The 26,105-nt window shown below is 65.9% G+C and carries 23 protein-coding genes; 8 read left to right on the top strand and 15 right to left on the bottom strand.

Going from position 1 to position 26,105, the window contains the following annotated elements; genetic code table 11:
• Positions 1 to 271 precede the first annotated feature (271 nt).
• The 7 genes from ABWP84_RS07500 to ABWP84_RS07470 form a co-directional block, all read right to left on the bottom strand.
• The gene (locus ABWP84_RS07500) at positions 272 to 1,066 is read right to left on the bottom strand and encodes an SDR family NAD(P)-dependent oxidoreductase (protein WP_353211393.1); all 795 of its coding nucleotides are present in this window, start codon (positions 1,064 to 1,066) and stop codon (positions 272 to 274) included.
• A gap of 4 nt (positions 1,067 to 1,070) precedes the next feature.
• Positions 1,071 to 2,045 (bottom strand): tripartite tricarboxylate transporter substrate binding protein, encoded by a 975-nt coding sequence (locus ABWP84_RS07495; protein WP_353211392.1) that lies wholly within the window; start codon positions 2,043 to 2,045, stop codon positions 1,071 to 1,073.
• Between the two features lie 223 nt (positions 2,046 to 2,268).
• Positions 2,269 to 2,883 (bottom strand): hypothetical protein, encoded by a 615-nt coding sequence (locus ABWP84_RS07490; protein WP_353211391.1) that lies wholly within the window; start codon positions 2,881 to 2,883, stop codon positions 2,269 to 2,271.
• Positions 2,884 to 2,933: 50 nt separating this feature from the next.
• Positions 2,934 to 4,346 (bottom strand): TRAP transporter large permease subunit, encoded by a 1,413-nt coding sequence (locus tag ABWP84_RS07485; protein ID WP_353211390.1) that lies wholly within the window; start codon positions 4,344 to 4,346, stop codon positions 2,934 to 2,936.
• Between the two features lie 24 nt (positions 4,347 to 4,370).
• The gene (locus ABWP84_RS07480; RefSeq protein ID WP_353211389.1) at positions 4,371 to 5,102 is read right to left on the bottom strand and encodes a TRAP transporter small permease subunit; all 732 of its coding nucleotides are present in this window, start codon (positions 5,100 to 5,102) and stop codon (positions 4,371 to 4,373) included.
• Positions 5,103 to 5,107: 5 nt separating this feature from the next.
• Positions 5,108 to 6,250 (bottom strand): TRAP transporter substrate-binding protein, encoded by a 1,143-nt coding sequence (locus tag ABWP84_RS07475; protein WP_353211388.1) that lies wholly within the window; start codon positions 6,248 to 6,250, stop codon positions 5,108 to 5,110.
• A 273-nt stretch (positions 6,251 to 6,523) separates the two neighbouring features.
• Positions 6,524 to 7,429, bottom strand: coding sequence for a LysR substrate-binding domain-containing protein (locus ABWP84_RS07470; protein ID WP_353211387.1), 906 nt, complete (start codon positions 7,427 to 7,429; stop codon positions 6,524 to 6,526).
• A 98-nt stretch (positions 7,430 to 7,527) separates the two neighbouring features.
• Between ABWP84_RS07470 and ABWP84_RS07465 the strand changes: the two genes are divergently transcribed.
• From ABWP84_RS07465 to ABWP84_RS07445, 5 genes are read left to right on the top strand one after another with little or no spacing between them, the layout of a single operon-like run.
• Positions 7,528 to 9,087, top strand: a complete 1,560-nt coding sequence (locus ABWP84_RS07465; RefSeq protein ID WP_353211386.1) for an ABC transporter substrate-binding protein — start codon at positions 7,528 to 7,530, stop codon at positions 9,085 to 9,087.
• A gap of 8 nt (positions 9,088 to 9,095) precedes the next feature.
• Complete coding sequence (locus ABWP84_RS07460; RefSeq protein WP_353211385.1) at positions 9,096 to 10,637, top strand: ABC transporter substrate-binding protein; 1,542 nt, start codon at positions 9,096 to 9,098, stop codon at positions 10,635 to 10,637.
• Positions 10,634 to 11,587, top strand: a complete 954-nt coding sequence (locus ABWP84_RS07455; protein ID WP_353211384.1) for an ABC transporter permease — start codon at positions 10,634 to 10,636, stop codon at positions 11,585 to 11,587. Before ABWP84_RS07460 ends, ABWP84_RS07455 begins: the two co-directional genes overlap by 4 nt.
• Positions 11,587 to 12,414: an ABC transporter permease gene (locus ABWP84_RS07450; protein WP_353211383.1), complete on the top strand. Its 828-nt coding sequence runs from the start codon at positions 11,587 to 11,589 to the stop codon at positions 12,412 to 12,414. Before ABWP84_RS07455 ends, ABWP84_RS07450 begins: the two co-directional genes overlap by 1 nt.
• Positions 12,374 to 14,062 (top strand): ABC transporter ATP-binding protein, encoded by a 1,689-nt coding sequence (locus ABWP84_RS07445; RefSeq protein ID WP_353211382.1) that lies wholly within the window; start codon positions 12,374 to 12,376, stop codon positions 14,060 to 14,062. Before ABWP84_RS07450 ends, ABWP84_RS07445 begins: the two co-directional genes overlap by 41 nt.
• On the opposite strand, the gene ABWP84_RS07440 is transcribed toward ABWP84_RS07445, so the two are convergent.
• A complete protein-coding gene (locus ABWP84_RS07440) occupies positions 14,057 to 15,016 on the bottom strand; it encodes an NAD(P)-dependent oxidoreductase (RefSeq protein WP_353211381.1) in 960 nt (319 codons plus the stop codon). The two genes, ABWP84_RS07445 and ABWP84_RS07440, sit on opposite strands and share 6 nt — an antisense overlap.
• A gap of 109 nt (positions 15,017 to 15,125) precedes the next feature.
• Here ABWP84_RS07440 and phnC point away from each other — a divergent pair, with 109 nt between their 5' ends.
• Genes phnC through phnE form a run of 3 tightly spaced genes read left to right on the top strand, consistent with a single transcriptional unit; the run spans position 15,126 to position 17,529 of the window.
• Entirely contained in the window at positions 15,126 to 15,881 is a 756-nt protein-coding gene (gene phnC, locus ABWP84_RS07435) for a phosphonate ABC transporter ATP-binding protein (protein ID WP_353211380.1), read from the top strand.
• Entirely contained in the window at positions 15,878 to 16,738 is an 861-nt protein-coding gene (gene phnD / locus ABWP84_RS07430) for a phosphate/phosphite/phosphonate ABC transporter substrate-binding protein (RefSeq protein WP_353211379.1), read from the top strand. The genes phnC and phnD overlap by 4 nt, the downstream gene beginning before the upstream one ends.
• Positions 16,735 to 17,529, top strand: a complete 795-nt coding sequence (gene phnE / locus ABWP84_RS07425; protein ID WP_353211378.1) for a phosphonate ABC transporter, permease protein PhnE — start codon at positions 16,735 to 16,737, stop codon at positions 17,527 to 17,529. The genes phnD and phnE overlap by 4 nt, the downstream gene beginning before the upstream one ends.
• A 43-nt stretch (positions 17,530 to 17,572) precedes the next feature.
• Here phnE and ABWP84_RS07420 read toward each other — a convergent pair whose 3' ends face one another.
• From ABWP84_RS07420 to pehA, 7 genes are read right to left on the bottom strand one after another with little or no spacing between them, the layout of a single operon-like run.
• Positions 17,573 to 18,454: an ABC transporter permease gene (locus ABWP84_RS07420; RefSeq protein WP_353211377.1), complete on the bottom strand. Its 882-nt coding sequence runs from the start codon at positions 18,452 to 18,454 to the stop codon at positions 17,573 to 17,575.
• Positions 18,455 to 18,456: 2 nt separating this feature from the next.
• Positions 18,457 to 19,389: an ABC transporter permease gene (locus ABWP84_RS07415; protein WP_353211376.1), complete on the bottom strand. Its 933-nt coding sequence runs from the start codon at positions 19,387 to 19,389 to the stop codon at positions 18,457 to 18,459.
• 1 nt (position 19,390) lies between these two features.
• Positions 19,391 to 20,362, bottom strand: coding sequence for an oligopeptide/dipeptide ABC transporter ATP-binding protein (locus ABWP84_RS07410; RefSeq protein ID WP_353211375.1), 972 nt, complete (start codon positions 20,360 to 20,362; stop codon positions 19,391 to 19,393).
• Positions 20,359 to 21,321 carry an ABC transporter ATP-binding protein gene (locus ABWP84_RS07405; RefSeq protein WP_353211374.1) on the bottom strand — a complete coding sequence of 321 codons (963 nt, stop codon included), beginning with the start codon at positions 21,319 to 21,321 and terminating at the stop codon, positions 20,359 to 20,361. Before ABWP84_RS07405 ends, ABWP84_RS07410 begins: the two co-directional genes overlap by 4 nt.
• The gene (locus ABWP84_RS07400) at positions 21,318 to 22,865 is read right to left on the bottom strand and encodes an ABC transporter substrate-binding protein (RefSeq protein ID WP_353211373.1); all 1,548 of its coding nucleotides are present in this window, start codon (positions 22,863 to 22,865) and stop codon (positions 21,318 to 21,320) included. The genes ABWP84_RS07405 and ABWP84_RS07400 overlap by 4 nt, the downstream gene beginning before the upstream one ends.
• Before the next feature lie 21 nt (positions 22,866 to 22,886).
• Complete coding sequence (locus ABWP84_RS07395) at positions 22,887 to 24,506, bottom strand: ABC transporter substrate-binding protein (protein WP_353211372.1); 1,620 nt, start codon at positions 24,504 to 24,506, stop codon at positions 22,887 to 22,889.
• Entirely contained in the window at positions 24,503 to 26,041 is a 1,539-nt protein-coding gene (gene pehA / locus ABWP84_RS07390) for a phosphoric/sulfuric ester hydrolase PehA (protein WP_353211371.1), read from the bottom strand. The genes ABWP84_RS07395 and pehA overlap by 4 nt, the downstream gene beginning before the upstream one ends.
• Between the last annotated feature and the right edge of the window lie 64 nt (positions 26,042 to 26,105).

Genomic DNA, 26,105 nt, shown 5'->3' with positions numbered 1-26,105 from the left:
GAAATGCAATTTGGGATGCGATCAGAACCCAGCCCTGCTGGCTCATGAAGTCACCAGAACCTTCGCCAGCCCGCGCGCGAGCAAGCGCTGCACGCAGTGTTGCCGCGCTTGGCTCTGGCATCGCTTGGCTCTGGCATCGCTGCCTCCGCAGCTGCGATGACGGGTGGGAGCAGGCCGGGAAGGACTGCGTTCATGGCAAGCTTCGTAGCCTATACCGTAGCCGATAGTGGACGCTTGCGCTCACCCGGGAGAATAAGCCAGCAAGGCGCAGTCAGCCGGTGGAAGCCGTCAACCCACCATCGACGACGAGTTCCGTTGCGGTCACGTATTTCGCCTCGTCAGAAGCAAGGAACAGCGCGGCATGGGCCACGTCCCATCCCTCGCCCATCTGGCCGATGGGAACGGCGGCGTTGCGCTTCGCCACGAACCCCTCCAGGTCACCGCCGGCAAATTGCTCGGCGAGTTTGGCCACCAGCGGCGTGTACATGAGGCCTGGCAGCACGCAGTTCATGCGGATGCCGCGCGGAGCATAGGTGATGGCGGTGGTCTTGCTGAAATGGATCAGCCCCGCCTTGGCCGCCGAATAGGCCGCCTGGGGCTTGCCCGTGTAGCGAATGCCCGCCGTGGAGGCGATGCTGACCACGGCGCCCTTTCCCTGCTTCTGCATGATCGGCAACACCGCCTGGCAGCAGAGGAAAGCGCTTTTGAGGTTGATGGCGAGTTGGCTGTCCCACAGCGCCTCGTCCATCTCACCGGGGGTAGCGGGTTCGGACTTGCCGACATTGTTCACGAGCACGTCGATACGGCCGAAGCGCGCCAGGCAGGCCTCGACCAGCCGCGCCACCTCGGCGGAATCCGTGACGTCGCCCGTCGCGATCTCGCAGGTGCCGCCCTCGTCGTGGATGATCGCCTGCGTCTCGCGCGCCGCCGCCGCGTTGATGTCCACGCCGAAGATGCGCGCCCCTTGGCGCGCAAAGAGCACCGCGATCGACTTGCCATTGCCCCAGCCGGGGCCGACCGAGCCGCAGCCGGTCAGGAAGACCACCTTGTCTGTCAGCTTGAACATGCGTTCACTCGATCTCGATATTGGCGGCGCGGATGACGGGGCCCCAGAGCGCCGCCTCCTCCGCGATGAAACGGGTGGCGCTCTGGGGCGTCGAATCGGTTACGGGCACGAAGGCGATGGCCTCCAGCGCGCGGGCAATCTCGGGCGTGGACATCGCCGTGCGAGCGGCAGCGGCCAGGCGCTCCAGCCGGTCAGGCGGCGTGCCGGGAGGGGCGGCCAGGTAATTGGCGATGCGGGTCACGATGTCGAAGCCATTTTCGCGCGCGGTCGGCACCTCGGGCACCACCGCTGAGCGCTGCTCGCCGAAGACGGAGATGATCCGCAGCTTTCCCTCGCGGTGCTGCGGCAGCAGCGTTGTGAAGGCGTCCACGGCGAAGGAGATCGTACCGGAGAGAAGATCCTGGGTCAGCGGCCCCGAGCCTCGGTAGGGCACGTGGACCACATCAAGGTTGCCTACCCGTATCCGCAGCAACTCCGTCGAGAGGTGCGGGGCGCCGCCGATGCCCGAGCTGCCATAGCTGAGCCGGCCCGGCTGGGCGCGGATCATCGCGATCAACTCAGCCAGGCTGTTCACGCCAAGCCCTGGATTGACCGCCAGGGCGAGCGGCGTGATGCCGAGGATGGAGATATGCGAAAACCCCGTCACGGGATCGAAGGGCGGCACCCGACGTGTGAGTGGGCCGGTGATCCCCGCCGTCGGGCTTTGAAAGATCAACGTGTACCCGTCCGGTCGGGCGCGATGCACCTCGCCCGAGCCGATGAGACCGCCCGCCCCGCCGCGATTGTCGATGACAACGGACTGGCCGAGCGCCCGCCCGAAGGGCTCGGCAAACAGGCGACCAAAAATATCCGTGTTTCCACCTGGCGGGAACGCCACCACCATTCGGATGCTGGAACTGGGGAAAGGCGCTTGCGCAAAGGCGGGGGCGGCCAGCAGTCCAAGGCCGGGCGCAGCGCGCAGAATTTGGCGCTTCTTCATAGTTTTTTCCTCCTCACCCTCTCCCGGGGTCGGTGATAGCCAACGCCGCGCGGCCCCGGCTGTCAATGTGAGGGTGCGGCGGCCGAGGGGGCTGCCATCGGGTCCTGGATCGTGGAGCGATTGCGCGAGGGCTATGTGCCGTCCGAAGGCGGACCACCTTGAGTTTCAACGCAGGCTGGCATGGGCAGCGCTCGTGGCGATCGATCTGGTGGTCGCGCCGCGATCAGCGCAGTGCAGCGGTCGCGCTACCCAAGCCTGTCCAGCGCGCGGTGATCGGCCCGGGCACGCCCAGAGCCTGGCCGCTTCGGTCGAAGACCAGCACGAGCACGGCGCCCAGCGGCAGCCCCCCCGCCTCCCGCGCAATATTGACGGCGGTTTCCAACAGCGCCGCACAATCCACCCGCAGCGCGCGCTGCGGCGCTAGGGCGCAGGAGGAGGGAAAACCCGTGCGCTTGCCCTTGCCGATGACGACCTGGCCGAGCCCGGCGAGGTCAGCCGCAGCCTCGAACAGATTCGCCGGGCCATCGCGCCAACGCGAGGCGCTGAGGTCGAGCGCGGGATGCAGCCGCTCAAACGCCGGCAGCGCGGTGCCATCGGGCGTGATAGCCTCGCCCAATACCGCCAGCAGCGCCGGTGCCGCGTGCCCATGCGGCAGCACGGAAAGCGGCAGGGTCTGGCCCGTGGCCATGATCCGCCCGGGCAACATCGCACCCACCAATCCTGTTTCGCTCACGCGGATGCCGCAAGGCGGCAGCGCCAGGCGCTCCAGCACATCCCCCGCAACCTGCTCAGCCGCCTCGAGGCAGGCGAGCGCGAGATCAGCCGTGAGTGGCGCCACTGGTTGCCCAGATTCCCAGGCCTCTGCCAGCGCCGAGGCGACGGAGCCTATCATCGCAATGGCGGCAGTTCGGGGATTTCCTCCTCGACGAAGCCACCAACCGGCGGGGCTTCCACGCTGACGGCTGGAGGCCCGCCATCGCCGCCATAGAGGTATTCCGGCAGCCAAGTGACGGTGCCAGGGAAGACATAGATCAGCACCATCGTCATGATCACGATGTAGATATAGGGCATGCAACCGGCGAAAATATCCTCAAGCTTCACCGAGGGTGGCGCCACGCCCTTCAGATAGAAGGCCGCCATGGCGACCGGGGGGGAGAGGAAGGAGGTCTGCAGGTTCAGGCCGATCAGCACGCCGAAGAAAATCGGGTCGATACCGAAATTGTCCAGTAGCGGCAGGAATATGGGCACGAAGATCACGATGATCTCTGTCCATTCCAGCGGCCAGCCGAGAATGAATATAATGATCTGGGTGAGGATCAGGAAGGTGGTGGCATTCAGCCCCAGGCTCATCACCAGATTCTCGATCACCTGCTGGCCGCCGAGATAGCCGAAGACCGAGGAGAACAGGGCCGAGCCGACGAAAAGCCAGCACACCATGGCTGTGGTTCGCGCAGTGAGGAACACGCTCTCCCGCAGCGACGCCCAGGTGAAGGAGCGATAGAGCAAGGCCAGCAGCAGCGCGCCGACCACACCGGCCGCGGCGGATTCCGTAGGCGTCATGATGCCGAGCAAAATCACCGCCAGGACCACCACCGTGAGCAGGGTGAGCGGCACAAAGCCCACCATCAGCTCCCAGAGCACGGTGCCGATGGGCACATTGCGCTCCTCGGGCGGGAGTTTCGGTGCGCGGTGCGGCTGCAGGATGCCAACGCCGATGAGATAGACGAGATAGGCCGCCGTCAGCACGAAGCCGGGGATAAAGGCTGCGGCGTAGAGCTGCACCACCGAGGTGCCGGTCGTCGCACCATAGAGGATGAGCATAACCGAGGGCGGGATGAGGATGCCCAGCGTGCCGCCGGCCGCAATACAGCCACAGGCCAGCTTCGGATCATATCCCGCGCGCAACATGGGCGGCAGCGCCAGCAGGCCCATCAGCGTCACCACCGCGCCGACAATGCCCGAGGCTATGCCGAACAATGCGCATGTCACCATGGTTGCGATGGCCAGCGAAGCCGGCAGGAAGCCCGAGGCCAATTGCAGCGAACGGAACAGGCGGTCCAAAATATTTGAGCGCTCGATGATGTAACCCATGAAGACGAAGAGGGGCACCGAGATCAGCACGTCATTGGACATGACGGCATAGGCACGCTGGACCAGCAGGTCGAACACCCTGTCCTGCATCGCGAAATAGCCGAAAAACATCCCCATCGCCATCAGCGTGAAGGCGATTGGAAAGCCCAGCATGATGAAGAAGATAAAGAGGACGAGCTGGAGAATGCCAATCGTTGCGTCGCTGAGCACTGGGCGGGGCCTTGTCGGAAGAGGTTAGCGGGTTTCGCCCTGGGTTGTCACAATCGCGGCCTGCGCACCGCCCTGCGCAACGCGGGCGGTCAGCGCATCCAGGCCCTGGCTTTGGGCGGCGGCGATGAGGACCACGTCGAGTTCCTCGACATCGACCAGGCGCTGCGGCCATTCATTGTTCTTGATGCACTGCACACAGCGAACAACCTCGACCAAGCCTTGCAAGAGCAGCAGCAGCCCGGCGGTGGGGATAATTGCCTTGAAAGGCCAGAGTATCGGCCCGTTCGGGCTCAGCGAGGAATGCTCGTTGGTCAGGAACGACTGCTCGAAGAAGAAATACCCCTGCACCATCAGCGCGAAGATCCCAGGGAAGAAGAACAGGATATACAGCGTGAGGTCGAACTTGCCCTGCAGGCTGGGCTTAAAACCACGATAGACGAAATCGCCGCGTACATGGCCGTTGCGTGACAGGGCATAGGCGCCGGCGAGCATGAACATGGCACCATAGAGCATATAGGAGGCATCGAATGCCCAGGTCGTCGGCGCCCGAAAGACGTAGCGCATCGTGACGTCATAGCTGATCACCGCCGTCAGCAAGACGATGCACCACCCGCCCAGCTTGCCCACCCAGGTGCTGAGCTTGTCCACCGTAAGCAACAGCGCCCGCGTTGCTGGCCTATCGGCGAAGGCGATGGCGGCCATAATGGTCGCCACCACCAACCCCGCAAGCCCCGCGACAACGATGCTGCCTGACACGCTGCTCAGCCGCGGGCGAAGAAATGGTTGAAGCTGCGCACGGAGCTAACCTCGTAGCGCAGGAAGAAATTGCCGACGCGGCGGCACCAGGCACGCTGGCTGTCGCAGATTTTCTTGAACAGCGGGCCATTATTGGGGTTGGAATTGTCGCCCTCGATGCGGGCGATCACCCGGTCCCAGGCCTGCAATTGGGCGTCCAGGATCGGCGTGGGTGTGGGGCGGACATTGACCTGCTGGGTCTGCGACATGCCGAGCAGATCGGCCGAATAGCGCTCCTGCAGCTTCCAGCTCATATCGGCGCTGCTGGCTTCGGCCGAATGGCGCAGCAATGCCTTATGCTCATCCGGCAGGGCATCGAACTTGCCCTTGTTGAACAGAACCTCGAAGCACTCCACCGCCTGATGGTAGGACTGGATATAGAGGTTCTTCGCCACGTCCGGGAAGCCGAGGATACGGTCGGAGGAGGGATTGTTGAACTCGGCCGCGTCGATCACGCCGCGCTCCAGCGCGGGCACGATCTCGCCGCCCGGCACGGCCACAACGGCGGCACCCAGTTCCTGCATCAGGTCGCCGGCGAGGCCCACGGTGCGGTAGCGCAGGCCGCGAATCTGCTCGGCGCGTTCGATGGGCGTGCGGAACCAGCCCAGCGGCTGGGTGGGCATCGGGCCGGTGAGGAAGCCCACGGCATTGAGCCGCAGCACGTCATTGACTAGTTCCTTATACAGCGCCTCGCCGCCGCCGTAGTAGAACCAGCCCAGAAGTTGGTGTGCATTGCCAAACCAGGGTGGGGTGGTGCCGAATAGGCTGAACGCCTTATTGCGGCCGAACCAATAGGCGGACACGCCATGGCCGCCATCGAGCGTGCCGGCATGCACGGCGTCCATCACCTGGAAGGCGCCAACCACGGCGCCCGCGGCGAGAAGTTCGAGCCGGAGGCGCCCCCCGCCCATGGCATTCACCCGGTTGACATAGTCCTGCGCGAATTCATGGAAAATGTCGCGCTGCGGCCAGGTGGACTGGAAGCGCAGGGTCAGCGTCTGTGCGCGGCTCACGCCTGGCGTCGCCAGTATAGCCGTCGCCGTCGCGGCGGCTGCGCCTGTCTTGAGGAAGCCTCGGCGCGGCGCGGGGCTGCTTTTGTTGTCGGACATAAACTTCTCCCTTCGAGGCGCATTGCCGCGCCTTCATTCTTCGCCCTTAGCCAAGGCGTTGAAGCGACGCAATGGGCTTCATGCCTGACATTGCCATCCCGCCTGGGAGTTTGAGCCCAAAGGCTAGTTGAAAACATCTCATGGGCGCCGCTGACGCAGCCGCCACTGCCCTGTTGCGAGACATCAAGGCGCGGTTTGCCTCGCTTGGAGTGATCCACCGCCGCGAGGCCAGAGCCTTGGGGAGCTGATCATGACGCTGGCTGAGACCCAACATCAGGTCGCCGCGCGGTCCACCGCATCCCGGCTCAATCCGATGAAGGCGCGAATGGCGGGCAGGTCGAGCGATTCCGGCAGGGCCACCGCATAGACACCGCCCATGATAGGCTCACCCAGGATGGGAACTGCCTGCAGGCGCTGGTCCTGCCAAGCCTCGCCATCAAGGACGACACTGATCCCGATACCGGCGGCCACCGCCTCTCGGGCGGCCTCTCGGCTCCCCACTTCAAGGGCGATTTGGCCAGAAAGACCATGCTGCGCAAAGGCCGCCTCCATCATGGCGCGAGTCATCGAACCTGGCTCGCGCAGCACCAATGGCCCCTTGGCCAGTTGCTCGAGGCTGATGCTCGCGCGTGTCGCGCAGGCCGGCACGCAGGCGATCAGCCGCTGCGTGACGAGCAATGTGCAGGACATCCCTTCCACCGGCTGGGTCAGGGTCATGATGGCGACTTCGATCTCGCAGGCCGCGAGGGCCTCAAGCAGCCCGTTGGTATTGCCGAGCCGGGTTCTCACCCGCAGCTCCGGATAGGCTGCCATCAAGGCCGCGATGCAGGGCATGGCATGGGCTGGCGTCGAGAGGCCGATGGCGATGCTGCCGCGGCGCAGATCGCGCGATTGGCGCATCGTCTCCTCCAACTCATCCATGCGCCCCAGCACCAGCCGGGATCGGGCCAGCAATTCTTGCCCGGCATCGGTGAGCGCGAGGCGGGGGCGGCGATGCAGCAAAAGAGTGCCGCAGGCGCGCTCCAGCCCGGTGAGCGTGACCGAGATGGTGGGCTGGCTGAGGCCAAGGATTTCGGCAGCCCGCGATATGCTGCCGCCTTCGACAATGGCGGCAAAGCAGCGCAGTGCGTTGAGGCTTATCGCGCCCTCCCGGCGGCCACGGCGGGGGTCATTTGTCATCGTGAAAGCCTGGGAGTGTCATTCAAGTGTCATTTCCATGACTTAGGTTAGGATCAAGCAATAGATTAACGTCATAGCATCATACTATGGAGAAGCCCATGTCTGATCTTGCCCGCCGCCACCTGCTCGGTGCAGGCGCTGCCTTCCTCGGCGCGCTCGATGCGAGCCTGGCGCAGGCGCAGCAGCCATCCCCCCGGCGGGGCGGGGCTTTGGTCTATGCGCAGATGTCGGGCAATCGGCGCGGCGGCGATGCGAGCAATTCCCGCCATCCCTATTACATGGTCGATCTCATTACCCGCTCGGCCTATAACACCCTGGCCTGGGTGGATGAGGAGTTGAAGCTCCAACTGGAGTTGGCCACCCGCATCGCGCCCGCCGATGACACGCTCAAGGTGTGGGAGGTGACGATCCGCGAGGGGGTGCGCTTCCATGATGGTAGGATGATGACGGCCCGCGATGTCGCCGCCTCTTTCGAACTGCATCGCCGGCGCAATTTTGCCTCGGCGCAGATCCAGCGGACCGAGGTGGTGAACCCCACCACCATCCGCTTCCACCTCGATGCGGGGAACTCCGAATTTCCCTTTGTGCTCGCCGAATATGATTGCGTGGTGATGCCGGCCAACCCCGATATCGACCGCATCGGGCTGGAGGGCATTGGCACCGGGCCCTTTCGCATCACCGGCAATGATCCACAGCGCCGCATGAGCTTCGAGCGTTTCGAGGATTATTGGCGCCAGGGCTTCCCCTATCTGGACCGGCTGGAGGTGGTGAATCGCGAGGGCCAGACCGAGGCGGCGCTGGCGGGTTACCGCGCGCGCCAATTCGACGCGATGCTGAATATCGACCCGCGGCTGATCCGCCAGATGGAGCGCGAGCCACAGACCGACCTGGTGGCCGCGGCCTCGGGCGATCAGGCGGTGATCATCCTGCCCAAGCATCCGGGCTCGGCCTTCAATGATGCGCGCATCCGCCGTGCGCTCTCGGCGGCGATCGACCGTGAGGGGCTGGTGCGGATTGTCTATGGTGGGACCCGCTGGGGCTGGGTTGGCAATGACAGCCACCTCGCCGCCGCCGACCCGATGTTTGTCGCCCCCGAGCGCCCGCGCGACCTGGCCCTGGCGCGGCGCCTGCTGGCCGAGGCAGGCCATCCCAACGGCATCACCCTGCCCACGCTGTATTATGCGCCGCAATGGCCAGAGATGGCGCGGTATTTCCAGTTCATCCAGGAGAGCGTGCGCGAGGCCGGCATCACCCTGCCGATCGAGGAGCGGCCGAATGACGGCTATCAGCGCTTTCGCATGGGCGAGTTGGATGTGAGCCGCGGCAACTGGCATAAATTCGCCTATACCGCTGTGGGCCCGCGCAACCCCGGCATCAGCCTCTTTCGGATGCGGCCGGCGAATAATGAGAGCGGCTATTGGTCCGGCCCGGCGGCGGATCGCTATATGGCGCTCTATGCCCGCGCCATGCTGACGGCCGAGGCTGCGGCGCGGCGGGCGATCTACGCCGAAATGCAGGCAATCCTGCGCGAGGAGGCGCCGGCCATCCTGCCGGCGGGGCGCAATAATGTGCTGATCAAGCGCAACACGGTCCATAATCTCCGCAACCATCCCCAGCATTGGTCGATCCGCTGGGATGACGTTTATCGCAGCGCCTGAAGGAGGCCATGATGTCCGCTCTCTCCCGCCGCGCGCTGGGCGCGCTTAGCCTGCTTCCGGGTATCGCCGCTGCCCAGGGCGCGCCGCGCCGTGGTGGTGCCATCACTGTGGCGCAATGCTCGGCCAACCGTTTCGTTGCTTCGGCCCAGACCGCCCGGCACCCCTATTTCACCGTCGATCTCACCACGCGCATTCCATACAACGCGCTGGTCTGGGTGGACCGGCAGATGCGCCTGCAGCCGGAACTGGCCATAGCCTGGCAGCCGGCCAGCGCCGATCAGAGCGTGTGGGACATCACGCTGCGCCCGGGTGTGCGCTTTCATGACGGCTCGCCCTTGCGGGCGGAGGATGTCGTGGCCTCCTATCAGCTGCACCGGCAGCGCAATTTTGCCTCGGGCCAAATTCAGAGAATCGAGGCGATGGCCGATGGCCGGGTGCGCTTCAGCCTCGATGCCGGCAATTCGGAGTTTCCCTATGTTCTGGCTGAATACCAGAACATGATCATGCCTGCCGCGCCGGTTGAGACCATCGGCAATACCGGCATTGGCACCGGGCCGTTTCGCTTTGCCTCAACCGACCCGAACCGCGTTGCGGTGTATGAGCGCAACCCGGCCTATTGGCGTGAGGGTTTTCCCTATCTTGACCGGATTGAGCTGCACAATCGCGAAGGCCAGCAGGAGACGGCCCTGGCCGGGCTGCGCGCCGGGCAATTCGACATGGTGATGACCATCGACCCGCGCAGCGTGCGCAACCTGCAGCGCGATGCTGATCTGGTGGTGGATAGCGGCGGCGGCGGGCATCATTATGTGATTCAATTGCCCAAGCATCCCGGCTCGCCCTTTGAGGATAAGCGGGTGCGCCAGGCGCTGGCGCTGGGTGTGGACCGCGAGGCGATCATTCGCCTAGTCTATGGCGAGGGGAATGGTTGGGTGGGCAATGACAGCCACCTCGTCGCTGCCGACCCGAATTTCCTCGCCATGCCGCGCCTGCCGCGCGCTGAGGCGGTGGCCCGGGCCCGGGCGCTGCTGGCGGCGGCCGGGCATCCGAATGGGATTAATCTCGGCACGCTTTATTGGTCGCCGCAATCGCCCGAGGTTGGCCGCTACTTCCAGGTGCTGCAAGAAACGGCGCGCGAGGCAGGGCTGACCATGGCGCTGGAGCAGCGCCCGGCTGATGGCTATGTGCAATTCCGCACCGGGGATAATGATCTCTCAAAGGGCAGCTTCCACCGCTTTGCCATGACTGCGGTTGGCCCACGCAATCCTGGGATTTCGCTGTTCCGCATGCGCGGCGATTTTGTCGAGTCCGGCCATTGGCGCGGGGCGGAGCATGACCGCTACATGGCGCTTTATGCTGAGGCGATGCGTGAGGGTGATGCGACGCGGCGGCGTGCGATGTTCGCCGCCATGCAAAGCCTGCTGCATGAGGAGGTGCCGGCGCTGCTGCCGGCCGGGACGATGACCTTCTCGGTGCGCCGCCGCCACGTGCAGGGCTTTGAGTTCCATCCGCAAATCTGGTCGGTGCGCTTTGATGAGGTGTGGCGCGGGTGATCGCGCTGATACTGCGGCGGGGCGCGCTCTCGCTGGTCACGCTGTTTTTGCTGGCGAGTTTTATCTTCTTTGCCACCGAGGTGCTGCCGGGCGATGCGCTGGATGTCTCGCTCTCGGCCGATGAGATCGCCAATATGCCGGCCGAGGTGATGGCGCGGCGCAAGGCGGAGCTGGGGTTGGATCGGCCGATTCTCGAGCGGTATTGGGGTTTTCTGGGCGGGCTGCTGCGGTTTGATTTGGGGCGGACCATCATAACGCGCGCGCCGGTGGCTGATATTGTCGCCATGCCGCTGCGCAATTCGGTGGCGCTGGCGGGGGTGACGCTGCTGCTGGCCCTGCCGGTGGCCTTGGCGATTGCGATGGCGGCAGCACAGGCGAAGGGGCGGGCGGTGGACAATGCGGTGTCGGGGGCGGCGATTATTGGCTATTCGGTTCCGGAATTTGTCACAGGGCTGTTGCTGATTGCGGTATTTGCTGTGTGGTGGCCGCTCTTTCCGGCCACCATCACCGCCAGCACGAATGACCCGCTGGGGGTGCTTTTGGCTGCAGCGCCCTTGGCCATTGCCACCACCATTATAGGCTCCGTCGCCTATCTGGGGCGTATTCTGCGGGTTGGTTTGATTGAGGTGATGGCGGCGGATTTTGTGGAGCGGCTACACCTTTCGGGCATCCCGCGCTGGCGGATTATCTGGCTGCATGCGCTGCCGGCGGCAATGATACCGGGGCTTTCGGCGGCAGCACTTTATGCCGCCTCGCTGGTCTCAGGGGTGGTGGTGGTGGAGATGGTCTTTGCCTATCCGGGCATTGGTGCCGAATTGGTGCGCGCGGTGACGCGGCGGGAGGTGCATGTGGTGCAGGCCATCGCCCTCGCTGCGGCCATTTGCGTGGTGCTGTTCAACCTGCTGGCGGATCTGGGTATCGCCGCGCTTGATCCGCGGACGCGGCGTTGATGCGCGCAGCACTGCGTCGGCCGGCCGCTTTGCTGGGGGGGCTGCTGGTGGTCGTCCATCTGGTGGTGGCCATTGCCGCGCCCTGGATCGCGCCCTTCGCGCCAACCTCTTTGCTCGATGCGCCGCTGGAGCCGCCGGGTGCGACCTATTGGCTGGGCACGGATGATCTAGGGCGGGATGCTTTTTCGCGGCTGCTCTGGGGGGGGCGGGTGGCCATGCTGGTGGCCTTTGCGGCCGGCGCCGTGGCCGTGCTGGGGGGCGCTTTGCTGGGGCTGGCCACGGCATATCGGCGCGGCGGCTTTGATGATGTGGTGATGCGCCTGGTGGAGATGAAACTCGCCGTCCCAACCATTCTCTTTGTCGCTATTTTCGTCACCGGCTTTGGACAATCCGTGCCGGTGCTGATTGTGGCGGTGGGGATCATTCAGATGATGGGCGTGGTGCGCACCAGCCGCGCCGCCGGCATTGTGCTAATGGAGCAGGGCTATGTGCGCGCGGCGCAACTGAATGGCGAAAGCGGGCTGATCATTATCCTGCGCGAATTGCTGCCCAATGTGGCGGATCTGCTGGCGGTGGAATTTGCGCTGCGTGCCTCCTCCGCGCTGCTGCTGGTCTCGGCGCTGTCGTTTCTGGGCCTGGGCATTTCCCCGCCCACGCCGGATTGGGGCCTGATGGTGGAGGATGGGATGGCGCTATTGGAAAGCGAGCCGGCCCTCGTGCTCGCCCCTGCCCTATGTATCTCCACCCTCGTGCTGGGCATGAACCTTGCAGCCGAAGGGCTGGCCGATGCACTGGGGCTGGATGCGGCGCGGGGTGGCGGTGGCTGAGCCGGTGCTGCAGGTCCGCGCGCTTTGCATCGAATGGCGCGGCGCGGATGGGCGCACCAACCGGGTGGTGGATGGCGTGTCCTTCGACCTGGCGCCCGGCGCCACCTTGGGCATTGCCGGCGAGAGCGGCAGCGGCAAATCCACCCTGGCGCGGGCGTTGTTGGGCCATTGCCGCCCTGGCAGCGCGATCACCAGCGGCAGCATCCGCCTCGATGGCGAGAATCTCGCGAGCCTGTCCGAGCCGGAACTTGCCCGCCGGCGCGGTCGGGTGATGGCGATGGTGCCGCAGAACCCCCTCGCCTCGCTCACCTTCCATATGCCGGTGGGGCGGCAATTGGAGGAGGTGCTGCGGCTGCGCGCCGGGCTTTCGGCCAAGGCGGCGGGGCTGCGCGCGCTGGAATTATTCGGCCAGATGGGCCTGCCCGAGCCTGAGCGGCTGGTGCGCCGCTACCCCCATCAACTCTCGGGCGGGCAGCGCCAGCGCGTGGTGCTGGCCTGTGCCATCGCCTGCGACCCCGCCTTGCTGGTGCTGGATGAACCCACCACGGCGCTGGACAAGACCACCGAGGCGCAGGTGCTAGACCTGATCCGACGGCTGCGCATGGCACGCCAGGGCGCCATGGTTATCGTCACCCACGACCTCAATGTGGTGGCCGATATCTGTGACCAGGTGCTGGTGATGCAGCATGGCCGCATCATCGAGCAAGGGGCGGTTGGCACGGTGTTTTCTGCCCCGCGCGAGGCCTATACGCGCGGGCTGCTGGGCGCCGCCTTGCGGGTGGAGGAGGCAAGCCGCGCCACCCATGCCGCGCCGGGCCCGACGCTATTGGAGGTCAAAGGCCTCAGCTTTCGTTATGCGCGCCCCTCGCTGCTGCGGAGGAACCCGCTCGGCCCGCCCATATTGGATGGGGTCGGCCTGAGCCTGGCGCGGGGCGAGGTGCTCGGTGTCATCGGTGAATCGGGCTCGGGCAAGACGACGCTGGGGGGTATCATTGTCGGGTTATTGGGTGGCGAGGCAGCTGCGGTGCGCTTTGATGGCCGCCCGCTTCCGGGCCTCTCCGCACAGCGCACGCGCGAACAACGCCGGCGCATCCAGATGGTGTTTCAGGACCCGCTCTCCTCGCTCAATCCGCGCCGCCGCGTGGGCGATGCGGTGATGCGGCCGCTACAGCTTTTCCGGGGGCTGGAGCGGCGCGAAGCAGCCCGCTGCGCTGCGAGCCTGTTCGAGGAGTTGGGACTGGAGGCAGCGCTGCTGTCGCGCTTCCCGCGGCAACTCTCGGGCGGGCAGCAGCAGCGTGTCGCCATCGCCCGTGCCTTCGCGGCCGAGCCGGATTTGCTGATCTGCGATGAAATCACCTCAGCGCTTGATGCCTCGGTGCAGGCGCAGCTGCTGGATCATTTGGCGATGATGCAGCGCCGCCAGGGCACGGCGATGCTGCTCATCACCCATGACCTCGCCGTGGTCTGGCGCATGGCGCCGCGCGTGTTGGTGATGCAGGGGGGGCGGATACTGGAGGCGGGCGCGACCGAGGCAATCTTTCGCAACCCACAAAACCCCTATACCGCCGCCCTGCTCGGGGCAGCGAGCCGGGCAGCGCGCGCCGGCCAGGGGGTACTGGCCGGCACGGGCGATAAGAAACCGCTATAGCCGGCCGGGCATAGGCCGCCCGGCGAAGAATTCCGCCAGCGCCGTGGCCGCCTGCATGGCGATCTGCCGCCGCACCTCCACCACCGCCGAGCCAAGATGCGGGGTGAAGAGACTGCGCGGATGCTCAAGCAGGGCGGCGGGAATGGCGGATGGGCGGTCAGCCCGCGCCCAATCCTCCAATTCGAAGGCATCGGCGGCATAGCCGCCCAAATGGCCGCTCTGCAGCGCCGCCGCCACCGCGGCCTCATCCACCAGCGAGCCGCGGGCGATATTGACCAGCAATGCGCCGGGCTGCAGCCGGGCCAGGGCGGGACCGTCGATCATGTGCAGCGTGCCCCGGTTCAGCGGTGCGGCCAGCACCACCCAATCTGCGGTTGCGAGCAATTCCGTAAGGCCCACGGAACCTTCCACAGCAGGGTCGTGATGGATGATCCGCCGGCAGGCGAAACCGGCGAGCCGGGCGGCAATGCCCCGCCCCACCGCGCCCATGCCGATAATGCCGACCACGGCCCCCTCCAGCCCTGCGCCGAAGAGGATAGGCCGCCAGCCGGCAAACCCGCCCCCGCGCACCAGCGCATCGCCGGCACGGATATGCCGGCCGAGCCCGATCATAAGCCCCAGCGCCAATTCCGCCGTGGGCGCTGTCAGCAGGTCGGGCACCACGGCCACCGCGACATTGCGCGCGCGGCAGGCCGCGAGGTCAAAATTATCCGCCCCCTTCAGGGCGCAGCCAATGGCGCGCAGATTGGGGCAATGGGCAAGAAATTCGTCATCCACATGATCGGTCATGAAGGCCAGAAGGCCATCGGCGCCGGCGGCGCGGCGGAACAGTTCCGCCCGCGGCCAGGGGGCCTCTGCGGGGTTGGCGTCGATGCGGGCGAAACCTGCCAGCACAGCCAGCGCATCGGGGTGGGCCTGATTGGTCACCAGGATCAGCGGCCTGTCTTGTTTCATCCAGCTGTCATCCATCTATCGTCCGGGAGCGGCGATCCCACATTCAGTCATGCAATCGAACCGCAGTTTGGCACCTGACACCAAATCATCATCGAATCTGCCCCCGGCCATGGCCGTGGAAGGGCTGGGTGTTCGCTATGGCCGCGATGTCGTCGTGCTGGGTTGCATTGATCTCGCCTGTGCGCCGGGTGGTTTTACCGTGCTGCTCGGGCCCTCGGGCGCTGGTAAAAGCACTTTGTTGCGCTGCCTGAACGGGCTGGCGCGGCCCAGTGCCGGCCGGGTGCTGGGGCCCGATGCTGCGCCCATTCATCGCCGCCTGCGGGCGCATCGGCGGCAGACCGGCATGGTGTTTCAGCAGCACCAATTGATCGGCCGGCTGAGTGTGTTGGACAATGTGCTGATCGGCTTGCTGGGCCAGCGCAGCCCCTGGACAGCCCTGCTGCCGCCATCGCGCGCCGAGCGCGAACGGTCGCTTGATGCGCTGGAACGTGTCGGCCTGATCGAGCGCGCGCTCACGCGGGCCGATGCGCTCTCGGGCGGGCAGCAGCAGCGCGTGGGCATTGCCCGCGCCCTGGTGCAGCGGCCCCGCCTGATGCTGGCCGATGAACCCGTCGCCAGCCTGGACCCGGTAACGGCGGAGCGCGTACTCGACCTCCTCGCCCGCATCTGCCGCGAGGATGGCATCACCGCCATTGTCAGCCTGCACCAGGTGGAATTCGCCCGCCGCTATGCCGAGCGGATCGTGGCGTTAGCCGCGGGCGCGGTGGTGTTTGATGGCCCCCCTGCCCTTCTGGCCGAAGCCGATATCGCCCGCATCTACGGCCCCGCCCACAGCCCCCAAGCCGCGCAAGAGGAATACGCATGAACCGCCGCCAACTCACCGCCTTTGCCACTTTGCTTCCGGGCCTGGCCCTCGCCCAGGGGAGCGACCCGCGCCGCATCCGCGTGGCGCTGCTGCCCGATGAGAATGCCTCGACGCTGATCCAGAACGCCCAGCCGCTCAAGAATTACCTGGAACAGCGGCTGGGGCGCAGCGTCGAGTTGATCGTCACCACCGATTATTCCTCGATGATCGAGGCGATGCGGTTCGGCCGCATCGAGGTGGCGTATTTCGGCCCCTTTTCCTATGTGCTGGCCAAGACCCGGGCGCCGGCGATCGAGGCCTTCGCCGTGGGCGTGGAGCGCGGCGCGCCCACCTATCAATCCATCATCATCGCCGGTGCCTCCGGGCCGGTGCGGGGGTTGGAGGATATTCGTGGCAAGGCCATGGGCTTTGGCGACCAGGCCTCCACCTCCTCCCATCTCGTGCCACGTGCGCTGCTGCTGCAACGCGCGGGGCTGCGTGGCGGCGCAGATTACCGCGTGGTGCATCTGGGCGCGCATGATGCGGTGGCGCGCGCGGTGCAGTCCGGCCAAGTTGCGGCGGGCGCGCTGTCGGAGGCGATTTTCCGCACCCTCATCACCCGCCAAGTGATCGACCCGGCGCGGGTGGTGGAAGTGGCGCTCTCCGCCCCCATCCCGAACTACCCCATGGTCATGCAGGGCAGCCTTGCAGAGCCTCTGAAGGCCGCCATCCGCGCGGCCTTCCTCGATCTGCGCGAGCCCGAGGTGCTGCGCGCCTTTCGCGTCGAGGGTTTCGCGCCGACCAACGACGCCGCCTATGACATCCTGCGCGAGACTGCGCGCGTGCTGGAGCTTGACCTGGGCAGCATGCGCGGATGAGCCGCCACGCCGCCATCCTGGCCGCGGATGCCGCCGCGGGTCGGCGACACGCGGCGCTGGCCACGGTGGTGCTGGCGGTGGCCCTCGGCGCACTGGGCGTGAGCGGCTTTTTCGATGCCGAGCGCTTTGCCGATGCCTGGCCGGCGGTGGCGCAGATTTCTTCGGAAATGGTACCGCCTGATTTCAGCCGCTGGCAGAGCTGGCTGCGGCCGCTGGCGGATACGCTGGCCATGTCCATTGCCGGCACCGCATTGGCGGTGGCCTTCTCCCTGCCGTTGGCGCTGCTGGCGGCGGTGAATACGGCGCCAAACGCGGTGGTGCAGCAATTGGCGCGGCTGCTGCTCTCCTTCCTGCGCTCGGTGCCCGAGATCATCATGGGCATCCTCTTCGTCGCTGCGGTGGGTTTTGGCGCGCTGCCGGGGGTGCTGGCCTTGGGGCTGCATAGCGTGGGCATGGTGGGGAAGTTCTATGCCGAGGCGATCGAGCATACCGACCCCCGCCCAGCCGAGGCGGCACGGGCCGCCGGCGCTGGGCCGTTGCAGATCATCCAGCGCGCCATCCTGCCGCAGGTGCTGCCGCAATTGGCCGACATCACGCTCTATCGCTGGGAGTATCATTTCCGCGCCTCGGCGGTGCTGGGTATCGTCGGCGCGGGCGGCATCGGCTTTGAATTGATCGCGGCCTTGCGATTGATGGCCTATGATCAGGTTTCCGCCATCCTGCTGGCCATTCTAGCTTGCGTGGTGGTCGTGGATGCCACGGGCGCCGCATTGCGGCAGCGACTGCGCTGAACATCTGCAGTTGACCCGGCGCCGCTCTGGGGCAGCCAGCCGTTTATGACAAGGTTGGGTCCAACCTATCCCGCAACCAATCACCGAGAAGGGAAACCGCGAAGGTCGTCGTCACGATGATCGCGGCGGGCGAGAGCAGAATCCACGGCGCGCGCGTCAGATATTCGCGCCCGTAACCCACCATCGAACCAAGCGATGTGGCCGGCGGCTGAACGCCGAGCCCAAGGAAGGAGAGGCCACTCTCGAGCAGAATGATCTCGGGGAAGGCCAGCGTCATCGAGACGATCAGCGTGGAGGCGATATTGGGCACAACATGCCGCCCCTGCACCCGCCAGGCCGAAGCGCCCAATTGCCGCACCGCCGCCGCATAGCCTTGCGCATTGGCGCTGATGGCCAGGCCGCGGGCGATGCGGGCATAACGCTCCCAGGCATGCAGCCCAAGCAGGCAGATGAACAGCACCAGCGAATTGCCGAAAAAGGCCAGCACGGCCAGGGCCAGGATCAGGAAAGGCAGGCTGGCCGAGAAATCCACCAGCGCCATCACCGCCTGCTCCACCAGGCCGCGGAACTGTGCCGCCAGCAGCCCAAGGGAGGTGCCCACGACAGCGCCGATCAGGGTGGCGCCAAAGGCAATCAGCAGGCTAGTGCGGATCGAGGAGATCAGACGCGACAAAACATCGCGCCCGAGTTCATCCGTGCCAAGCGGATGCAGCCAGGTGCCGCCCAGGCCAATGGGGGGCGAGAGGCGGTTGCGCAGATCCAGCGCGGTATAGGCGTAGGGGCTGACCAGATCGGCCAGCACAGCAACCGCCAGCATTAGCCCCAGCCAGCCCAGCGCAAAGGTGATGGGCAGCGGCAGGCGGCTGCGTTGCGGCTTTGGCGCCTCGGTGAAGGCAGGCGGGGTGATGGGAGAGACGTCAGCCATGCTCACTGCGCTCCCATCTTGCCGGCGCGAAGCCTTGGGTCCAGCACGCCATAGAGCAGGTCCACCACAAGATTCGATGCCACCATGGTGCCCGCCACCAGCAGCAGGATGCATTGCACCACCGCCAGGTCGCGATTGCCCACCGCCACCACCAGCAGGCGGCCGACGCCGGGCCAGGAGAAGACGCTCTCAACCACCACCGCACCCGCGATCAGGCTGCCCACCATGAAGCCCACGATGGTGACCGTGGGGATCGCTGCGTTCGGCAGGGCGTGGCCCCAAACCACGTCACGCCAGGGCACGCCCTTGGCGGAGGCCGTTCGGATATAGGATTGCCCCAGCACCTCGAGCATCGCCGATCGCGTGAAGCGCGCCAGCACGGCGGCCCCGCCCACGCCCATGGTGATGATGGGCAGAATGGCATGGCGCCAGCTCTCCTGCCCGCCCGAGGGCAGCCAGCCCAGCTGAACGGCAAAGACCAGCACCAGCAGCAGCCCCAGCACGAAGGATGGCACGGTGAAGCCTGCCACGGCCAAAGCCATCACCAGGCGGTCCAGCAGCGAGTTGCGATGCAGTGCGGCCAGGATGCCGGCCGGGATGCCGATGGAAAGCTTGATGACCAGTGCCGGTATGGTGAGCGCCAGCGTGGCCGGAATGCGCTCTGCGACAAGGGTGATGGCATCGCGCCCATCACGCATGGAGCGGCCGAGATCGCCATGCAGGATCGCACCGAAATAACGCAGATATTGCTGCCAGAGGGGTGCATCCAGCCCCCAGGCGGCGCGGAAGGCCTCGACCGCCTCTGGGGGCGCATCGGCGCCCATGATGATCTGCGCCGGGTCGCCGGAGAGGCGCAGCACGATGAAGGCGAAGGTGACCACCATGGCGATGGTCAGCGCAGCACGCAGCAGGCGGCCGGTGAGGAAACGCAGCATGTCAGGCCACCTGTGAAAGAAGCGGCGCATGCGCCAGATGGCAGGCCACCAGCCGCCCATCCGGGCGCGGCCGCAGCACCGGCGCCTCGGTGCGGCAGCGCGCCACCGCCTCGGCGCAGCGCGGGTGGAAGGCGCAGCCGGAAGGACGGTCGGCCGGATTGGGCGGGTCGCCCGTGAGCAGGATGCGCCGGCCGCGCCGCCCCGGATGGGGGATGGCGGAGACCAGGGCGCGAGCATAAGGGTGAGCAGGTGTTTTGAGCACCTCGTCCGGCTCACCTTCCTCGACGATGCGGCCCAGATACATCACGGCGATGCGATGGCTGACCTGGCGCACAGCGCGCAAATCATGGCTGATGAAGAGCATAGCCATTCCGCGCCGGGCCTGGAGTTCCATCAGCAGGTTCATCACCTGTGCCTGGATTGAGACATCCAGCGCGCTGATCGGCTCATCGCAGACCAGCAGTTCCGGGGCGGTTGCCAGCGCGCGCGCCAATACGGCGCGTTGGCGCTGCCCGCCGGAGAGTTCATGCGGGTAGCGCTGGGCGTGGTCCGGCCGCAGCCCTGCCTCCATCAGCAGTTCCGCCACCCGAGCCGGCCCGGCCGGAAGGCCATGGATGATGAGCGGCTCCTCGACCTGCGCTCCGATGCTCAGGCGGCGGTCCAGCGCGCCGAGCGGGTCCTGGAACACCATTTGCATTCGGGCACGCTGCTGCCGCCACGCCCGCCCGCCGATGGGCGGCATGGGCGCGCCATCAACCTGCACCTGCCCGGCATCGGGCGCTTCGAGGCCCAGCACCAACCGCCCGGTGGTGGATTTGCCACAGCCACTTTCGCCGACCAGGCCCAGGGTGCGGCCGCGCTGCAGGGTCAGGCTCAGCCCATCCACCGCGCGCAGTTCCACCGCCCGGCCAAAGATCCCGCGGCGCAGCCTGTAAAGCCGCACCAGATCGCGCGCTTGGAGAAGAACGCTCATGCCAGCACCGGCGCTTCTGCGGCAAGAATGCAGGCGGCGCGGTGCGATATATGCAAATCTGCCAGTTCCGGCACGGCCTGCAGGCAGGCCGCGCGCGCATGCGGGCAGCGCGACGCGAAGGCGCAGCCGGGCGGCATGGCCCATGGCTCAGGCACGCCGCCGGGAATGGCCATCAGCGGCCGACGCTCGCCATCCAATGGCGGCAGCGCGCCCAGCAGGCCCTGCGTGTAAGGATGGGCCGGATGGGCAAAGATCTGGCCGGAGGCCGCTTCCTCGACGATGCGCCCGGCATACATCACCGCCACCCGCTCGCAGGTTTCTGAGACGACACCGAGGTCATGGGTGATCAGCACCAGCGCCATGCCCATCTCACGACGCAGCCCCTGCAACAGGTCGAGAATCTGCGCCTGGATGGTCACATCGAGCGCGGTGGTGGGCTCGTCGGCCACCAAAACTTCCGGCCGTCCTGCCAGGGCGATGGCGATCATCACCCGCTGGTTCTGCCCGCCGGATAATTCATGCGGAAAGGCATCAAGGCGGCGCTGGGCATCGGGCATGCCCACGGCGTCAAGCAGCCGCTTTGCCTCGGCGCGCGCGGGCGCGCCGCTCAACCCCTGATGCAGCGACAGCGCCTCGGTGATCTGCCGGCCGATGCGATGCACCGGATTGAGGCTGCTCGCCGGATCCTGGAAGATCATGGCGATGCGACCACCACGCACCTGCTCCAGCGTCGCGGCCTTCGCACCCAGCAATTCCATGCCCCCCAGCCGCACGCTGCCGGTGACGCGCGCCTTGCCCGGCAGCAAGCCCAGTGCCGCGAGCCAGGTGACGGATTTGCCACAACCACTCTCGCCCACGAGGCCCAACGCCTCACCGGGCGCCACATCGAGATCAATGCCACGCAGCGCCGGCTGGCCGGCGAAGCTGACCGCGAGGCCACGGATCTGAACCAGGCTCATCCGCCAAAGCCGAGATTGGCGGCACTGAAATCCATTGGCCATCCGCGCGCCGGGCGCCAGCGGATATCGCGACGCTTGGCGATGAAGGTGGCCGCCTGATTCAGCACCATGTAGCCGGGGTCCTCGCGCTCGATGATCTCCAGCATGCGGCGGAATACGACGCGGCGGCGCGCCCGGTCGGTCGAGCTTTCCAAGGCGGCGCAAAGCTGGTTGAACTCGGCATTGCTCCACTCCTGCCCGCGTTGGAGTTCGCCCAAGGGGCCCATGGCGCGCAGCATCGAGCCCACGGGGTCGCTGAAGACATGGGTGACGGACCAGTCGCGAATGCCGCGCATGGCACCTGGTTCCACCACCTGGCTCCAATTCTCCATCATCTGCAGTTGGACGTTCAGCCCAACCGAGCGCCACATCTCCACCATCACCTGGGCTGTTGGCGTCTGGTTCACGTAATAGTTGTTGAGGCAGCGATACGGGATCGCCTCGCCGCGATAACCCGCTTCACGCAGCAGACGCCGCGCCTCGGCCGGATCGAAGCGGGGGTTTTCCCAGTCGGCGAGGTACATATCGCCAAAGAAGCCCAGTTGCAGCCCGCGCGTTATTTCAGTGCGGCCGGACCAGAGCGACTCGATGATCATGCGATGATCGACCGCATGGGTGAGCGCACGGCGCACCAGCGGATTGCGCAGCACCGGGTGGCCCTTGTCAAAGACCAGCACGCGAATGTTGTTGACCGCGCTGCCCACCACTTCAAAGCGCGCATTGCGCTCGATGATGGGCAATTGGTCCGGCGGGATATCCGTGGCGAAATCCGTCTCGCCCGAGAGCAAGGCGTTGATGCGCGACGCCACCTCCGGCACCTCATTGAAGCGGATGCGCCGCGCGGGCGGTCGGCCGCCCCAATAGCTGTCATGGGCCTCGAAGGTGAGCGCGACATCGGGACGGAACTCGGCCACCCGATAGGGGCCGGTCCCGATAGGCCGGCGCGCCCAGGCCTGCCAGTTCTCGGCCGTCTCAAAGCCCTGGCGCGACAGCACCACGCCCACATTCTGCGCAATCCGCCCTTCCAGCGTGACATCCGGCACGCGGTTGACGAAGCGCACGACGCCCTGCCGGACCACTTCCATCCGCTCGAAGCCGGGAAAGGTACGCCGCGCTACGGCGAGGGCATCAGCCGGCGGTTCACGGCCCGCCGATGCGCCGCCGAATAACCGCGCACCACCGAGCGAGAAGGCCACATCCTCGGCAGACATGATCCGCCCGTCATGCATCTGCACACCCGCACGCAAATCGAACTCCACCACGCGCTCGTCAATGCGGCGCCAGGCGGTGGCCAGGCCCGGCACCTGCCCCAAATTGCCCAGCCAATCCGTGCCGATCAGGCTTTCGGCATAGAGTGAGGAGACCCGAAAGCCGACATTGGATTGCTCGCGCGGCGTCTCCAGCGTGTTTGAATTGCTGATCTTCTGCACGGCGATGGTCAGGCTCGGACGCGTATCGGGTTGCGCCAGGGCCGGCGCGGCCAAGCCGAGGCCGGCCGCGGTCATAAAGTCTCGCCGTTGCATGGTTCAGTTCCCGTAATTGCCTGGGCGGAAATCCATCGCAAAGGCCGGGCTCGCCTTCCAGCGGATATCCTTGCGCTTGGCGGTGAAGGTCGCGTTCTGGTGCAGCACCGTATAGGCAGGGTCCTCACGCTCGGTGATTTCGAGCAGACGACGGAACACGACACGGCGGCGGGCGCGGTCAACGCTTGTCTCCAACTCGACCGAGAGGCGGTTCATCTCCTCATTGGTCCATTCGCCAACCTGCTGCTGCTGCCCATTGGGCCCATGTTGGTTGACCAGCGAGGAGACCGGATCATTGAAGGCGGCGCTGTTGGACCAGTCGCGCACGGCACGGGTGGGGCTGCGTTCGAGAATCTGCGACCAGTTTTCCTTCATCTCGATCTGCACATTGAGGCCCACGCTGCGCCACATCTCCACCAGCACCTGCGCCGTGGCGTTTTGGTTGGTGTAGTAATTGTTCAGAAGGCGATAGGGGATGGGCTCGCCGCGGTAATTCGCCTCACGCAACAGGCGGCGGGCCTCGGCCTGATCAAAGCGCGGCACGCTCCAATCTTGGATGAGCATCTCGCCATAGAAGTCCCATTGCAAACCCTTGGGCACCACGGTGCGCCCGGCCCAAAGCGCATCCACGATGGCCTGACGGTCGATGGCATGGGTGAAGGCGCGGCGCACGAGGGGGTTGCGCAGCACGGGAAAATTCTTGTCGAACACCGTAATGCGGTGGTTGAGGATGGTGCCACCCTGCACTTCAAAGGCGCGGTTGCGCTCAATATTGGGGATTTGGTCGGGCGGAATGTCGCAGGCAAAATGATAATCGCCGCTGAGCAGGCCATTAATGCGGCTCGCCACCTCCGGCACCTCGACGAAGCGGATCTGCTTGAGCGGCGGCCGCCCGCCCCAATACTCATCATGCGCCACCAGCGTGAGCGACTGATCGGCGCGGAATTCAGCCACCTTGTAAGGGCCCGTGGTGACGGGGCGGCGCGCCCATTCGAGCCAGGTGTTGGCCTCCTCATAGCCCCGCTTGCTGACGATATTGCTGCCGGCGCGCGAAAGACGGCCCTCCAGCGTCACATCGGGGGTGGCGTTGTGGAAGCGCACCGTCATCCGGTCCACCGCCTCGACGCGCTCGAGCGCCGGCCAGGCACGGCGTGCGACGGCGGGCACCTCCGGCGGTAATTCCTTGCCAGGGCGCGGTGTAGGCATGCCCTCACCGATCGGGATGGTGCGGCCCTGCGCCGTGGCCAGCGTGGCGCCGAACATGCGTTCACGGCCGAAGGAGAACACCACATCCTCGGCGGTCATCTCGTCGCCATTGTGGAACCGCACGCCAGGGCGCAGCGACAGTTCGACAACGGAATCGGAGATGCGGCGCCAGGTGGTGGCGAGGCCGGGTTGCGGTGCCAGGTTGCCCAGCCAGTCTCGCCCGATGAGCGCCTCCCACATGGAAGAGAAGAATATCCGCTCACCCACGTTGGATTGTTCGCGCAGCGGCTCCAGCGTGTTGGTGTTGCTGATCTTCTGCACCGCGATGGTGATGGAGGGCCGGTTATCGGCCTGCCCAAAGGCAGGGGCGGCCAAGGCGGCAAAAGGCGTGGCCAGCAGGGGGCGGCGGGGGATCATTTGGAAACTCCTCGTTCTTGCAGACCGCCGGGGGCTGCCCGGAAGCCGGTGAGCGTGCGTTCGGCATGGCGCAGCCGCCAGGACAGCGCGCGCTGGGCATAATCCTTCACCCGGGATGCATAGGCGGGGTCCTCGGCCAGATTGCGGAATTGTTGCGGGTCGGCCCGCAGGTCGAAAAAGAGCGGCGGCAGGGCGGCGAAGTGGACGTATTTATAATCGGCGTCCTGCACCACGCAGAGGCTGCATTCATCCATCGAGAGGCCGAGCGCGGTTTCCGGCTGCGAGTAGAAGATGTCGCGGAAGTCATATTCGTAATGCAGCAGGTCGCGCCAATCCGTGGGCGCCGGCGCATCGAGCAAGGGCAGCAGTGAGACACCATCGCAGGCGCGCGGAATATCTCCGCCCAGCGCGGCGAGAATGCTCGGCATCACGTCAACGCTCTCGGTGAAGGCGGTCTCGACCACGCCGGCGCGCGGGGAGAGCCCGGCATCCTTGATGACGAGCGGGACCCGAAAGCTCTCGTCAAAATAGCCGATCTTGCCGAGCAGCCAGTGGTCGCCGAGTTGCTCGCCATGGTCGGAGGTGAAGATGATCATGGTGTCATCCCACTGGCCGGTGGCGTCGAGATGGTCGAAGACCTTGCCGAGATTATCGTCAATCTCGGTCATCATACCGGCATAGGTGGCGCGCATCTGGCGGATCGAAGCCTCGTCAAGCTCCGTCACCGCGCCGCCCGCGCCATGGAAGAAGCTGCCCTGGCTGATGCCGCGCAGGTAGAAATCCAGCAGCGGATGCTGTGCCGCCTCATGCGCCCAATCGGCCGCTCGCACCGGGGGGGGCATGTCGGCTGGGTTGTACATCACATGGTATGGCGCGGGGGCAATGAAAGGCGGATGTGGGCGGTAATAGCCCAGATGCAGGAACCAGGGCTTGCGGCCAACGCCCTTCAGATAGGTCAGGGCGCGCTCGGTGAAATAGGCCGTATCGGAGAACTCGGCCGGGATACGGCTCGGGCGGCTGGTGGCACCTGGGGCGGCGTCCTCGCCTTCCGGCAGCCAGATATCCTCACGCCGTTCCGGCAGCGTATAGCCCTTTTGGGCGAGCCAGCCGAAATAGCCATCCATCGTCGGCTCGAAGGCACCGACGCTGCGGAAGCCATCCATCAGGTCGCCCAGATAGGTAAAGCGTGGGTCGCGCGGCCCGGTGCTGCGGGGGTCAGGTGTCGAGGTGGTGTAGCCGATCAGCGCCGGATCATAGCCGATGCGCCGCAACTGCTTGGCAAGGTTGGTGTGGCGCGCATCGAGCGGCACGGTGTTCTGCACCGCGCGATGATTCATCAGGTAAAGCCCGGTGAGCAGGCTGGCGCGCGCCGGGCCGCAGGGCACCGTCGTCGTCACATGATTGCTGAAGGTGACGCCCTGCTGGCAAAGCCTGTCCAGATTGGGGGTGCGCAGGAAATTCGCACCCAGCTCGGTCATGAAATCCGCCCGCCATTGATCGACCACGATCAACAGCACATTCCGTCGCTTTTTCATAAGGCCTCAAAGTCTGTTGAGGCGGGGCGTTACAGCCGCCCGACGACGCCACGATGACGGTTGC

This window comes from Rhodovarius sp. (genome assembly GCF_040399605.1).
GTDB lineage: Bacteria > Pseudomonadota > Alphaproteobacteria > Acetobacterales > Acetobacteraceae > Rhodovarius > Rhodovarius crocodyli_A.
This window is presented reverse-complemented; position numbering and strand designations above follow the sequence as displayed.